Origin of the sequence: Commensalibacter nepenthis, from assembly GCF_029953305.1 — a bacterium.
In the GTDB taxonomy this organism is placed as follows: domain Bacteria; phylum Pseudomonadota; class Alphaproteobacteria; order Acetobacterales; family Acetobacteraceae; genus Commensalibacter; species Commensalibacter nepenthis.
In genome coordinates this window covers 857,803-872,448 of sequence record NZ_JASBAN010000001.1, presented here as the reverse complement: position 1 = coordinate 872,448, position 14,646 = coordinate 857,803, and the positions used below count along the sequence as shown (strand labels likewise).

Genomic DNA, 14,646 nt, shown 5'->3' with positions numbered 1-14,646 from the left:
CAAAGAATGTCGTCTCTGTTAAAAAAGAAGTATCAATTGCCTTTGTATAGGGGGGCGATGTTTGGCTTTGGTTCTCTTGTTATCATGTCTGGAGCATGGGGTCAGGATGCCAATTCTGAAAAGCCTTTATTTATGCCAAAGCGAGACGTAACCGTACTTTATGCAGTGAAACCTGAAAATTCCTCTTTGTTGCAAAGCAGAAAAATTATATTTTCTGGTGATGGGAATAGATTACGTGTTGATGGTCCGGATAATTTGGGAACAGTAATTGTTGATTCTGCAAAAAAGACTGCGACAGTCATTGCAAATAAATCAAGAGTATATACGGTTGTTCCCAGTAAATCAGATCAATCAGGGTTGTTTTTAGACCCTAAGATGACTTTTCAAAAGAAAGGCACTGAACGTATAGCAGGTGTTTTATGTCAGGATTGGAAGGTAAAAGGTCCTAAAGGGGCAGCTATTGTATGTATCACAGATGATGGGGTTTTATTAAAACAAGAAGGTGTAGATGCAGATGGTGTAGAGGGAAAAACGATTGCTTTATCTGTGGATTACAGCAAGTTACCATCGTCTACTTTCGAGATTCCTGTTGGCTATCAGCCTGTAAAATTACCACAACATAAAGGGGATACTCCGACTTTAATTGCACCAAATAGTGTGGCTCAACCTTTGATTCCGATGAAAGCAAAGGAGCTCGATGAGTCAAAAGGATTAAAAGTGGATGCGGATCAGAATCCTTTTATTACGCCACAACATGATGTGGATGTTGTTTATGCGATTGCTGGTGCAATGCCTGGCTTACCACCATTTCATCAAAGAATGCGTTGGTCTGTGGGTGAGTGGAAACAACGTATTGATTCTCAAGGGGTCGATACATACATGATTACCGATTATAAAAAGCAGCAATTGGTTGTATTAAATCCAGAATTAAAGAAAAAAACAACAATGCATGCGCCTGGGGATTCAATCTTAGCACTTGGGCAAAGACCTGCTGGTGATTATATGAAGGTCGGAGAAGCCACTGTTGCAGGTCAGCATTGTAATGAATGGCAAATTGTGGATACTGAAGGCAATCCAAACGATATTTGTTATACAGATGATGGGGTTATGTTACGTGTTGTGCGCAATAATATCCCATTAGTTGTAGCGTTAAAAGTGGTTTACGCACCACAAGACTCAAAATTATTTCAGGTGCCATCTAATTTAACAGAATTGGCACCAGCGCAGTAAATATAAATTACTGGTCGAGTTGTTTGATTGTGTTTAAAACATCTTCAACATGACCAGTTACTTTTACTTTAGGCCAAATTTTTACAATTGTGCCTTGTTCATCAATTAAGAATGTCGCACGTTCAATGCCCATATATTTACGACCATACATTGATTTTTCTACCCATACACCATAGGCTTCTGTCACGTTTCCTGCTTCATCAGAGGCAAGAGCAAAAGTTAGATTATATTTATCTGCAAATGCCTTTAATTTTTTAACAGGATCCCTTGAAACACCGATAACAGGAATATTGATTTTGTTAAGGGTGGAGAGGTTTTCTTCAAATGCACATGCTTCTTTGGTACAACCAGAAGTATCTGCTTTGGGATAAAAATAAAGAATAAATTTCTTTCCTTTTAATTCAGATAAAGAAATTGTTTTATTCAACTGTGTTTGCATTTCAAAGTTAGGTGCTTTGGCACCTTCGGTTAATGTTGTCATGAAATATACCTTTATGATTTAAAGAAATAGAATAAATACAGCATAACATTTTATGTAAGAGAGCCAATATATTTTATAAAAATAGTCCTGACTTGCTTGCCAATCATTTCGGCTTTTTCTTGAATTTGTGTAATGGCTTGAATATCTTGCGTTGCGGTTTTTAAAAGATCTCTGGACATCACTTCAATAATTGCTGGGGTCAGGTCTGTGGTAATATCTTTAGGGGGCAGTTTGCCAAAAAATATTCTTAATAAACTTTGTAGGTTTCTCCAAAAACTATCCGCTTGAATGAGTATCTTGGCATCTTTTAGGTCTATAATTCCGTATTTTGCAAGATTTCGTAAAGCAATACGGGTGCATGGATGAAAAATATCAGGATTTTTGGCAGTTAATTGTAGGGTTTGGGCAATAAATTCCACTTCCATTAATCCGCCTGTAAGGTGTTTTACATCCCAAACACTGTTGGGGGGAGCATCTCTTAATAAACGAGCCCTCATATTCGTAGCATCTTTTAATACGTTCTTGTTGCTGAGGTTATGGGGGGCGTTGGATAATGCATGTTGAATGGTTTTTGTAATGCGTTTTTGTAACTTTAAAGGTCCACCAATTACTCTTGCTCTGGTTAAAGCCATTCTTTCCCATGTCCATGCTTCCTCTTTGTGGTATCGTTTAAAAGAGGTGAGGGAAACCGCAACGGGACCTTTGCTGCCAGAAGGACGCAGGCGCATATCGACTTCATATAGTGAACCAGCGGAACCAGCATTGGTAATGGCAGAAATAAAATTTTGAGTTAGCCGAATATAATAGTTATTGGTTGACAAAGAACGTTGATTTATAGATTTTTTATTATTAGAAACGCAAATACTTTCAGAAATTTCGGGTGGATGATCGAAAATCAACATTAAATCAAGATCAGAACCCGCAGTCATTTCCCAAGAACCAGCTTTACCCAAAACAACAATACAAATACCCCCATTTGGAATAGTTCCATATTTTCTTTGATGCTCTTTGGTAACTTGGTCAAGCAAAGATTTCATGATGCTGTTCGCCATAGAAGTGCGTAAAATCTGTGCTTTATTTAGGCTGATTTGATTGTCCAAATGAGCTACGGACAATCGAAATTCTTCACTATGTACTAGACTATGCAACGCAGGAATTGCATCCATATAATGTTCTGCGTTTTTAAGATAATTTCGAATTGTTTTGCGTAAATCAAATCGGTTTTTAACGAGGTTTGTTTCCAAGAGCGCATCAATCGCTGCTGGGTTGCTGGCGACATGCTCGGCGATAAAGTGAGAAGTTCCAATAACCGCTGATAATCTTTTAATTAATGCAGGGTTTCGTTCAAGTAGGGATAAAAGTTGAAGACCTGCACGGTGGCGTGCCAGAATAGTGTCGAATCGTTGTAAAACTAATAATGGATTGCGTTGGTTTGCAAATGCATCCAATAATTTAGGTAACAAATTGGTTAAAATAGTTCTTGCTTTGGCAGTTCTTAACGCTCTGGGACCGCTGTCATTCCATGATTGTAAAATGGTGGCGGCTTCATCAGGAAACCCTTTTTGATTTAAATATTCTTTTAGCTCTGTTGTGGGCATATCAAGAATATATTGTTCATCATTTTCAGGGGTTGCAAATAATCCTTCGAATGTTTGCCTGACAAATTGCATCAAAGGAAAAAGGTCACGAGCAAATTTATGAGGGGTTTCATATCCCATAAAAATAGAAAATTGCTCTAACTCTTCAAGATTGTTGGGTAAAGAATGGGTTTGATAATCATTTTGCATTTGCAAACGATGTTCTGTTTTACGCAACAAAGCATAGGCTTTTATTAGTTTTTGCGTTTGAAACTCGGTTAGTAAGTCTTTGTCAGTCAGTTTGGTCAATCCACCGATGGTGGTTGAATCTTGTAACTCTGGGAAACGTCCTCCCCAAACTAATTGCATGGTTTGAGGGCAAAATTCGATTTCTCTGATCCCGCCATGCCCAAGTTTGATATTTTGTCCAACCAGCCAATTCAAGGCATCTTCGTCTGGAAGATTAGGTGGGAGTTTTGATAGGTTTTGTTTGCCAGTTTTTTTATGTTGGTCGATCCTCTTTTTCATCGCGTGGATATCGTCAATCACAGTGAAATCGAGATGCCTGCGCCAAATAAAGGGGCGGATTGCTTCTAAAAAAGCATATCCTGCGGGGATGTCCCCTGCAACAGGTCTGGCTTTGCTCATTGCGGTTCGTTCCCATGTTTGACCTAGGCTTTCATAATAGGTAATGGCAGCAGGTAAAGAAACAGCCAAAGGAGAGGATGAGGGGTCTGGACGCAAGCGTAAATCAGTACGGAACACATATCCATTCTCGTCACGTTCTTCCATCAAAGAGACAAGTTGACGGGTTAGCCTTACAAAAATCGTATTTAAGCCATCATTATTTGGATAAATTTCAGGGTCATATAAAATAATCAGATCAATATCAGAGGAATAATTGAGTTCTCTTGCTCCAAGTTTGCCCATTCCAAGTACGATAAAGCCACAGTTTTTTTCTGGTGTGTTTGGATGTTGTAAATTTAGTTTTTTATTTTCGTGAGCATGGAGTAAAAGATGATTAATAGCAAGGTTCAATGTTGCTTCTGCAAGACTGCTGAGGGTTAACGTGATTTGTTGTAATGACCATACATTTCCAATATCTGCCAAAGCACAACTTAAGGCGATTTTTTGCTTGGTAATGCGTAATATTTTGGCAATTGCTTGACGAGATTCTTGTGCTGAAAATTGATGTAATGTATCAAAGGTTACTTTGCAGGCTTCATCTGGACCATTTTGTAAAAGGAATTCAAAAAAATGGATATTTTGTAAAATTAAATGTGATAGATAAGGGCTGCTTCCACCAATAGAACGGATAAGATTAATACTATATTCTTGCTCTAGAAATGCTGGATCTTTTTCGCAATGTATCCATAATTTCACAAGGTCTTCTTGAAATAAATCGGCGGATTGTTGATTGGTTGGTTTAGGCCAATTTTGATAAAACCATGGAATAGAGTTAGAATGAGGTGCAGGCATATCAATGATCCTTGTAATTCCTAATCCATTGATGAGTAGTTATATAAAGTATGCAATCAAATACAGACCAAGAACCACAAACGACAACGAAACAAAAACATCTTATACGATGGTTAAAAAACTTTCTATTCTTTATTCTGGGAATGATTGTTTTTATAAGCGCTGTTGTGGTTGCTGGGGGTATGTATCTTGCATTTGAGCCTGTGAATATTACGCCTTTTGTGAAATCATGGTTGCCACTGCCTATCATCAAAGGAAAAGACAAACATTATCCAGCAGGAACATTAAATTTCGAAAAACTTGTCATCGCATGGCCTGTATGGAAACAGGGTTTCTCGGCACCTTTGCAAATAGAAATCAAAAAAGCCGAGATTTTAGATCATCAAGAACAAGTGCAGGGCAGTATCCAATATGCCAAGCTGGGTTTGGCAATTGCTCCTTTGTTTCGTTATGAGATAGAGCCTTTATCCCTGCGTGTGGATGGTGCAGAATTACGGTTCAAAAGAACATCTGATCAAAGGATACAGTTGGATTTAATCGACCAAAAAAAGAGTTCTTCTAAGTCCAAATTTCATTTTAATTTAAGATATTTGCATGAAATTACTATTCGTAATAGCCATGCTAAATTGACTGACGAAACAAATAATAAAGTTATTCAATTAAAACACATTGATATGAATATCGCACCATTTTATATCCAAAATACACTGGGTATTGTTGGGCATGTAATGGCTCAACTTGATGTGGATGGTCATTTGATTCAGTTGAGTGCGCAAAGTGGAGCTGATGAAAATATAGAAATAGCACGTCAAATGCTGGATAAGACGGGGTTATTAAAATGGCATATACAAATGGATGGGTTTAATCCTGCTGATTTTGCGAGGGTCAACCCATCATTAAAAGCACTCGCACCAATTGATCTCCCCGTTTCCCTTACAGCAGATATTGGTTTGAAATCAGAGCCAAAGCAAGCTGTCATAGAACCTTATGAAACCGCTTTAACCATTAAAACAGGTCAAGGGAGGGTTGCGGTTAAAGGACAAGATTTATATCCTTCATCGCTTGATGCGCATCTTCATGCTGACTTTTCAACGGATTTGCAAAAGCCCATTCATGTTACGATGGATAAAATGGTCTTACAATTGCGTTCTCCAACAGCATTGGATCAAAATCAAAGTGGACCATTATTTCAATTTACAGGGTCTTTGTTTCTATCTAGCTTATTAAAAACAAAAGAAGTTAAATTGAATTTTGTTGCCAATAGTTCAACTTTGGATTTTGCAACAATTAAAAACTATTGGCCTGCGACGGTCGCCAAGGGTGCTCATGCGTGGGTAACAGAAAATATCACGTCAGGTCAGGTGCATGGATTTAATATTGAAGTTGGGTTAGCCAGTCAAAAAGGATGGGAACATCTAGATTTAGTGCATCTTGGTGGTGGTATCAAAGAGGCAGATCATGCTGAAATTTATTGGTTGCGTCCCGTTCCACCTTTAAAAGATATGAAAGCAAGCTTACGCTTTGTTGATCCCAGTCGTATATATATCAAGCTTTGGGGGGGATATCAGGTTGTTTATCCGAATAATAAACCCACAGATAATTATCGCACTTTATCGGTTCCTAAAGGCGATATGTGGATCACAGGATTAGATAATCACGAAGAGACAGGAATTATTTCTACGGATATCCAAGGAAAATTAAAAGATATCATAGCGTTGTTGTCTGAACCTAGATTACGCTTATTATCTCGTCACCCTTTGCCGTTTAAGCATCCTAGTGGAGATGTGAAAACGACCTTAAAGGTCAAACTGCCTTTGAAAAAGAAAGTGAAAATTGAACAAATTGATATTCAAGGTCATAATGAAATTCAAAATGCCTATTTAGATAATGTGGCTTTGGATAAGGATTTTAAAGATGGATCTTTGACGATCAATGTAGACACCAATCATTTAGAGTTAACAGGCAAAGGTATCTTTTCAGTTTTTCCTGTAACGTTAAAATATATGCAAAAATTCTCGCATAAAAATGAGCAAAGTATCATAGAAACAGCTCAAGTAAGGTTGGATATTACCCCTGATAGCTTAAAAAAAATGCAAGTCGATACATCGGGTGATTTTGTTGGTGATATTCCTTTATTTGTAGGATATGAAAAATTACATAATGGGCAAGCAACGGTAAATTTACGATTTGATTTGTCAAATGCAGGCATTCAATTGCCGATATGGACAAAAAATATAGGGCAACCAGCAACATTTGCTGGAGATGTTGTGCTCGATCAAGGTAAATTAATTGGTATTCGCAATCTATATGCGCAAGGAAAAGATCTTTCTTTGGATGCAAATGTTTCTGTTGTTAATCATACTCCTCAACAACTCAATATTACTTCTTTTCAGATTGGTCGCTCTGTGGGGCAGGCAAGTTTGAATATTCCCATGACCAAAGAAGCGATAAATAATCCACAAAAAGGTGATATTCGCTTGTCTGTAAAAGCAGATGCTTTGGATGCAGTCCCTTTTGTGAATAAATATATAGGCAAAGATAAGAAAAAAACTAAAGCCAAAAAAACAAAAGATCAATATCAACTTCCGATTGCTGCGACTGGTCGATATTCCGGACCAAGAGGGCGTAAATGGATTGTGAATATACAAGCACAAAAAATTTATTATCGCCAAGATCAATTTCTTGGGAACGTGACAACCTATATGGAATATAATGGGGTTCGGTTAATGCGGTTATCTTTTGGAATGCGTAAACCATTCGTAATGACAGCTTCACTATTTCCTAAAAATCACTATCGGTATTTTCACTTAGAAGCCCAAGATTTTGGTTCTATTTTGGAAACAGTGGGAGTTTCAACGCAGCTAAAAGGCGGAAGTGTTGTGTTCAAAGGACGTTTTGATGATGCCAAACCTTCGGCACCTTTCAATGGTCAAATTAACATTAAAAACGTTACGTTGGAAAATGCTCCGCTGGCTATGCGTCGACTAAGTGATGCGTCTATTTATGGTTTGTTTAAAAAGCGCAAGAACAAAGAAATTATTTTGGATACCATTCAAACTAATTTATCATTGAGTGATGGTATTTTAAGCATTACCGATGGGTTGGTTCATAATGAGGAGCTTGGGGCTACTTTACAGGGGAATGTCAATCTTAATCAGGCAAATTTAGATGTAAGAGGAACGATCGTGCCTCTTTATGCGATCAATAAATTGTTTGGTTTTTTACCAGCTGTTGGTAAGCTATTTAGCCCTGAAAAAGGTGGTGGGTTCGTTGCCATTCCTTTTGATATAGAAGGTAGTTTTAAAAAGCCTATATTTGATATATACCCATCTCGGATTTTGACACCTGGGGCCTTAAGAGAGTTGTTTTATTAATTAATTTTTCGTAAATATGTTTCGTATATAAGGAAAATAGAGATTGATTTTGCCTGTTATGTTGAAGTTTTAATTGAACGAAATTGCCTTAATACTGCCTCAATCTCGACTTATTGACCTTAATTATGATTTTTTGATTTAAAAGAAATTTGTAAGTTATTATAAGCTATTTCCTTTTATATGACAAAAATTCATTTAATCATAGCATGATTGTTTGTTCGCATAATACTGGTACTGGTTATATCGAAGATTCATAATTTGTAATCATGTTAAATAATTAAGCACGATGTTATTTAAGCTGCTGTGAAAATTATTTATTATCAAAATTAAAGAAATGGAGCATTTAGTTACGTGAATGCGATAGTTATTACGGCGTTAAAGCGCCCGTATACCTTTGTTGTCTTGGCAATTTTAATTGTTGTATTTGGGGTCTTATCAATTTTCAAAACACCAACGGATATTTTTCCTGATATTAAAATCCCTGTTGTTGCTGTGGTTTGGAATTATAACGGATTAATGCCCGAGGATATGTCAGGGCGGGTCGCTTATTATTATGAAAGAGCGCTGACTGCAACCGTTGATAATATTGAGCATATTGAAAGTAATTCTTTTTATGGTCGTGGAATTGTAAAAATATTTTTTCAGCCAGGAACAAATATTGCCGAGGCACAAACTCAGATTACCTCTGTTTCACAAACCGTTTTAAAGCAAATGCCAAAGGGAATTACGCCCCCTTTGATTTTGAAATATAATGCGTCTTCTGTTCCTGTATTGATGTTAAAAATATCTTCCAGCATCATAACAGGATCTCAGCTTTATGATATGGCCTCAAATCTTATTCGACCGTCACTGGTTTCTGTGGCTGGGGCTGCGTTGCCTTCGCCTTATGGGGGAACGGCGAATAATGTGCAAGTTTCTTTAAATCAAAAACGTTTATTAGCTTATGGATTAACGGCAACAGATGTTGGTAATGCATTAAATCAGCAAAATATTGTGTTGCCTGCTGGGGATCAAAAAATTGGTGCTGTTGATTTCATGGTGCAAACCAATGCAACCCCACGAGCGATAGAAGAATTTAACAATATTCCTATTAAACAAGTGGGGAATGCAACGGTTTACTTAAAAGATGTTGCGTGGGTACACAGAGGAGGTTCACCTCAAACAAATTTGGTGTTGGTTAAAGGGCATAAAGCGATCCTGATGGTGGTGATGAAATCGGGCGATGTTTCGACATTGAATGTCGTGTCTGGGATTAAGAAACTCTTACCAAAAGTGCAAAAAACTCTGCCACCAGGGGTAAAGATAGATATCATTTCAGATGCTTCGACTTTTGTAAAAGAGTCTGTCGAAGATGTTGTGCATGAAATGGTTATTGCTGCGTTACTAACCAGTATTGTTGTTATTTTATTTTTAGGATCGTGGCGATCGACGTTAATTATTGCAACTTCTATTCCTTTGGCTATTTTAACAGCTTTGATTGGACTAGGTTTAGCAGGGCAGACAATTAATGTCATGACCCTAGGAGGGTTGGCGTTGGCTGTTGGGATTTTGGTTGATGATGCCACCGTGATGATTGAAAATATCGATACGCATTTAGAGATGGGAAAAAATCTCTATGATGCGATTGTGGATGCGGCTAATCAGATTGTCATTCCAACTTTTGTTTCAACGCTTTGTATTTGTATTGTTTGGTTTCCACTATTTGAATTAACTGGAGTAGGTGGGTGGTTATTTATGCCCATGGCAGAAGCCATTATTTTTGCAATGATCGCTTCTTTTATTTTGTCCAGAACTTTGGTTCCAACAATGGCTTATTATCTTTTGCCGGGTCAGATCAGAGAACATGAAAGTCCTAATCGTAAGATTTCAAAATTTCAGAAATTCTTAAATAGTTTTGACGCTGGATTTGAACGTTTTAGGGTAAATTATAAGGCGTTATTAAAACATTTACTATCGATCCGAAAAAGATTTATTGCTGGTTTTATGCTCTTTTCTCTTGCTTCGATGGGATTGCTGTATTTTTGTGGGCAAGATTTTTTTCCAGAAATTAAATCAGGGGAACTGGATTTGCACATGCGTGCACCTTTGGGAACACGAATTGAAGAAACAGGTAAAATCTCGTATTTAGTCAATGAAGAAATTGAGAAATTACTGCCTGGTCAAGTCAAAGGAATTGTCAATAATTGTGGATTACCATTTAGTAGCTTAAATCAGGCTTTTATTCCAACGCCTACTATTGGGTCGCAAGATTGTGATTTAACAATTTCTTTGAATAACTCTGAATCTCCAATTGCAGAATATCGCAAACTATTACGTCAAGGGTTAAGGGATAAATTTCCAGGAATAGATTTTGCATTTATGCCAGGGGATATGACAGCCAAGATTTTAAATTTCGGATTACCAGCGCCAATTAATGTGCAAATTGTGGGGCGTAATTTATCAGCAAATTATGAATATGCTAAATTTGTTGCCTCAAAATTAAAAAATATTCCTGGAATTGCTGACGTAAGGGTTCAACAAACGGTTACAATGCCAACATTGATGATTAATACACGCAGAACATTTGCATTAAGCACAGGATTAACAGAAGCTGATATTGCTAATAATGCTCTGGCAACATTGTCAGGTAGTGGTCAAACTGCGCCAACTTATTGGCTTGATCCTAAAACAGGGGTTTCACATTTGGTGAATATTCAGACGCCTCAATCTGAGTTACAAAGCATGAATGATCTAGAGACAATTCCTGTGAATGGACCTGATGGTGCTTCTGGAAAAACCAAAACACAAATGTTGGGCTCTTTAAGTCATATTTCACAAACAGGAACAGGTGGAGAGGTTTCCCATTATAATATCATGCCTGTTTTTGAGATTTATGCCAGCAACGATGGTCGTGATTTAGGTGCTGTATCAGCGGATGTTAATAAAGTAGTTCAGGATCTTAATTCGCAATTACCCAGAGGCTCTATAATTGCTATTCGCGGTCAGGCAACAACGATGTATGATGCTTATTCACAGTTAATTGGTGGGTTGGCAATGTCGATTTTGCTAGTCTATTTGATTATCGTGGTTAATTTTCAATCTTGGTTAGACCCCTTTGTGATTATTACGGCGTTGCCTGGGGCATTGGCAGGAATTGCGTGGAGTTTATTTATAACGCATAGCTCTATATCCGTTCCAGCATTAACAGGGGCTATTATGTGTATGGGAACCGCGACTGCGAATTCGATCTTAGTGGTTTCATTTGCAAGAGAGCGTTTGGCTGAGCATGAAAATGCTGTTTTGGCAGCATTGGAGGCGGGTTATGGGCGTATTCGACCCGTTTTAATGACAGCATCGGCAATGATTATTGGGATGTTGCCAATGTCATTAAGTAATACTCAAAATGCTCCTCTAGGAAGAGCCGTAATGGGTGGATTAAGCGTTGCAACCTTAGCAACTTTATTATTTGTTCCTTGTGTTTTTGCACTTGTGTATCATCGTCAGAAAAAGGAAGCTGTTTGATGTCTGGGTTTTCAAAAAAAACAAAAGCAGTTTTTGCATTCATTGCTGTTGGTGCAGTGATTTATACTGGAATAGAAATTGTTCAGCGTCAGCATTATGTCCATGTGTTGGTAAAAGAGGCTAAGGATTCATCTATTCCAAGAGTGCAATATATTAATCCACAAACAGGACCAACATTACGTAATTTGACGTTGCCAGGGAATGTGACTGCTTGGTATCAAGCGCCGATTTATGCTCAAGTATCTGGGTATGTAAAACAATGGTACAAAGATTTTGGTGCTGATGTTAAAGCGGGAGATTTATTGGCAACGATTGACACCCCTAGTTTAGATGCGGAATATGAAGCAGCCAGAGCAAATTTGAAAGTGGCTCAAACAAAATATCAACTAGCCAAAGTCACAGCACAACGGTGGAAAGCACTTTCGGGAACAAAAGCGGTTTCGCAACAAGAGGTCGATGTACAGGCTGCCAATGCCAAGGTACAAGATGCGTTAGTTGATGCGGCAAAGCATGATGTGGATCGTTATGCTGCTTTACAAGCGTTTAAAAGTATTCGAGCTCCGTTTAATGGTGTAGTAACCTCTCGTTTAACGGATGTTGGTGATTTCGTGAATGATAATGGTGATTTAAGTCATTCTGGTAAAGCCACTGAATTATTTACTGTAGCAGATATTCATCGATTACGGGTGTTTGTTGATGTCCCCCAAGATTATGCCTCGATTTTAAAACCTGGGATCAAAGCAGAATTAACAGCCATTCAATATCCAGGTAAAGTATTCAAAGCAGATTATTTAACATCTGCACGTGCATTTAATACAACAACTCGAACCGTGACAACAGAGTTAACGGTGGATAATGCGTCTCATTTATTATGGCCAGGCACTTTTGTAAATGTTCATTTTATTGCGCCTTCGGATCCAAATATCTTGATATTACCAGAGCAAGCGTTAATTTTTAGGGCTCAAGGAATGCAAGTGGCTGTGGTTGGAGCGGATAATCGGGTTAGAATGCATAATGTTACTTTGGGTAATAATTTAGGGAAATCTGTGCAAATCTTATCAGGAGTTGCTAAAACAGATCGTATCGTGAATAACCCTTCGGCGGGTTTAATGGATGGACAGTTGGTTAAGCTGGTAGATAGCACCCCTGGATATAATGATGATTTTCAAAATACAGAGCAAATAACTCTTAAACATGAGAATGAGTCTTTAAAGAAAAACGCTGCACAACCTGTTGAGGTGCAACAATAATGCTGAAACATATTAAATTACCACATGCACGAATAGGGATATGTTTACTTTCAGGTTTATTCATATTAAGTGCTTGCGATTTAGCCCCTGAATATAAACAACCGCATTATGCTTTGCCAGATACATGGCAAGGCACGACCCCCTTTCATGTTGCACAGCCTGCCGATGAAATTCCAAAAGGGGCTTGGTGGACGGTATTTAATGATCCTATTTTAAATCAATTAGAAGACCAGCTGAATAAAAATAATCCTGATTTAAAGGCCGCAGCAGAAACTTTTATGCAAAGTCGAGCTTTGTTAAGCGAGGTCAAATCACAATTATATCCTAATTTGACACTTTCAGCAGGTGGTGGTCGGTATAAACAGTCTCATAATCGTTTATTTCGGAGCTCATCCAGCAATGGTCCAATCACAGAAAATAACGCCCAGTATCAAGCTTCTGCAATGTGGGAGGTGGACTTATGGGGACGAATACGAAACCAGATTAAGATGCAACGTAGTCTAGCGCAAGTCAGTGCTGCGGACTATGAAGGGGCTAGGTTAAGTTTGGAAGCTGAATTAGCCCTAAATTATATGGTTTTACGTGGATATGATGCGCAGAATGAAGTATTAAAAGATTCGATTAAATATTTCGAAGCAGCTGTTGATGTGACTCGTATGCGTGAAATGGGCGCAATTGCTGCGGGTATTGATGTTTCACGGGCTGAAAATCAGCTTGAAACGACCAAGGCACAACAAACAGAAATTCAGGCTCAACGTGATATTACCGAACATGCTATTGCTGTATTGGTCAATCAAGTCCCCATGAGCTTTCATATTGCTCCTGTAAATTCAAATAAATCAATGTATGTTCCAAATGTGCCTTTGGGTGTGCCATCAGCTTTGTTGCAACGTCGCCCTGATATTGCCAGCGCTGAACGACAAATGGCGGCAGCTAATCGTGCGATTGGTGTTTCAAAAGCTGCTTTTTATCCAGATATTACCATTAATGCATTAAGTGGTTTTGAAGATAGTGGTTTTGGTTTGGCAACTTTGCCCAATAGTATGTGGTCTGCGGCTGTAAAAGCTGCTTTACCTTTGTTTCAAGGCGGATTACGCAGGGCAACATTACAAAGGAATTGGTCTCAATACCGACAAACCAGAGATAATTATCGCTCTGTTGTATTAAATGGGTTTAAAGAAGTTGCGGATAATTTAACATTAACTCAAAAAATGTCTCAAAAATTCAAAGAGAATAAAGCTGCCTCTGAGGCAGCGTTAAGAACCCAAGGAATGGCTATGTCTTTATATACGGGTGGGTTAACAAATTATCTGGATGTTGTAACCGCACAAACAGCAGCTTTAACAGCCCAGATTGCTGAGGTAGAAAGTAAAACAAGATTGATGCAAGCCTCAGTTAATTTAATTACAGCGTTGGGAGGCGGATGGGATGTAAATGAACTTCCACAGAAGAAATTAGAATCAGTAGGGGTGTTCCAATATAATAATTTAGGTTTGGGGTTAAAAGATAATTAAATTGAAAAAAATGCCGAGTAACTTTTAAGATAAACTGGTGATAGTCATATATTATAGAATTTATAGTAGTCAGATACTTAAAACTTAGTTTCAAGAATCCTCAAAGCAAAAAAACACTGTTTAAAAATAAAAACTTGACAAATCTTTGGATAAATAGTTAAGAGGTAAGTTCTCATCGGAACGCGGGAGATGAATTGTAAGGTGATTATATTTGCCTTGCGGTTTTCGTGTGAACCGCGG

General features: G+C 38.0%; 7 protein-coding genes. 5 read left to right on the top strand and 2 right to left on the bottom strand.

Features of this window, described 5'->3' with window-relative positions; all coding sequences use genetic code 11:
* Positions 1-6 precede the first annotated feature (6 nt).
* Entirely contained in the window at positions 7-1,230 is a 1,224-nt protein-coding gene (locus QJV33_RS03955) for a DUF4412 domain-containing protein (RefSeq protein ID WP_281462097.1), read from the top strand.
* A 7-nt stretch (positions 1,231-1,237) separates the two neighbouring features.
* Here QJV33_RS03955 and bcp read toward each other — a convergent pair whose 3' ends face one another.
* Complete coding sequence (bcp, locus tag QJV33_RS03950) at positions 1,238-1,711, bottom strand: thioredoxin-dependent thiol peroxidase (RefSeq protein WP_281462096.1); 474 nt, start codon at positions 1,709-1,711, stop codon at positions 1,238-1,240.
* A gap of 50 nt (positions 1,712-1,761) precedes the next feature.
* On the bottom strand, positions 1,762-4,767 hold the full coding sequence (locus QJV33_RS03945; RefSeq protein ID WP_281462095.1) for a bifunctional [glutamine synthetase] adenylyltransferase/[glutamine synthetase]-adenylyl-L-tyrosine phosphorylase: 3,006 nt from the start codon (positions 4,765-4,767) through the stop codon (positions 1,762-1,764).
* Between the two features lie 50 nt (positions 4,768-4,817).
* On the opposite strand from QJV33_RS03945, the gene QJV33_RS03940 reads away from it, so the two are divergent.
* From QJV33_RS03940 to QJV33_RS03925, 4 genes are all read left to right on the top strand, one after another.
* Positions 4,818-8,141 carry a YhdP family protein gene (locus tag QJV33_RS03940; RefSeq protein WP_281462094.1) on the top strand — a complete coding sequence of 1,108 codons (3,324 nt, stop codon included), beginning with the start codon at positions 4,818-4,820 and terminating at the stop codon, positions 8,139-8,141.
* 351 nt (positions 8,142-8,492) lie between these two features.
* Complete coding sequence (locus QJV33_RS03935) at positions 8,493-11,642, top strand: efflux RND transporter permease subunit (RefSeq protein ID WP_281462093.1); 3,150 nt, start codon at positions 8,493-8,495, stop codon at positions 11,640-11,642.
* Entirely contained in the window at positions 11,642-12,892 is a 1,251-nt protein-coding gene (locus tag QJV33_RS03930; RefSeq protein WP_281462092.1) for an efflux RND transporter periplasmic adaptor subunit, read from the top strand. Before QJV33_RS03935 ends, QJV33_RS03930 begins: the two co-directional genes overlap by 1 nt.
* Complete coding sequence (locus QJV33_RS03925; protein ID WP_281462091.1) at positions 12,892-14,406, top strand: efflux transporter outer membrane subunit; 1,515 nt, start codon at positions 12,892-12,894, stop codon at positions 14,404-14,406. Before QJV33_RS03930 ends, QJV33_RS03925 begins: the two co-directional genes overlap by 1 nt.
* Positions 14,407-14,646: the final 240 nt, after the last annotated feature.

Coding starts and splice junctions, on each gene's coding strand:
- QJV33_RS03955 (WP_281462097.1), top strand. CDS start 7: ATGTCGTCTCTGTTAAAAAAGAAGTATCAATTGCCTTTGTATAGGGGG.
- bcp (WP_281462096.1), bottom strand. CDS start 1,711: ATGACAACATTAACCGAAGGTGCCAAAGCACCTAACTTTGAAATGCAA.
- QJV33_RS03945 (WP_281462095.1), bottom strand. CDS start 4,767: ATGCCTGCACCTCATTCTAACTCTATTCCATGGTTTTATCAAAATTGG.
- QJV33_RS03940 (WP_281462094.1), top strand. CDS start 4,818: ATGCAATCAAATACAGACCAAGAACCACAAACGACAACGAAACAAAAA.
- QJV33_RS03930 (WP_281462092.1), top strand. CDS start 11,642: ATGTCTGGGTTTTCAAAAAAAACAAAAGCAGTTTTTGCATTCATTGCT.
- QJV33_RS03925 (WP_281462091.1), top strand. CDS start 12,892: ATGCTGAAACATATTAAATTACCACATGCACGAATAGGGATATGTTTA.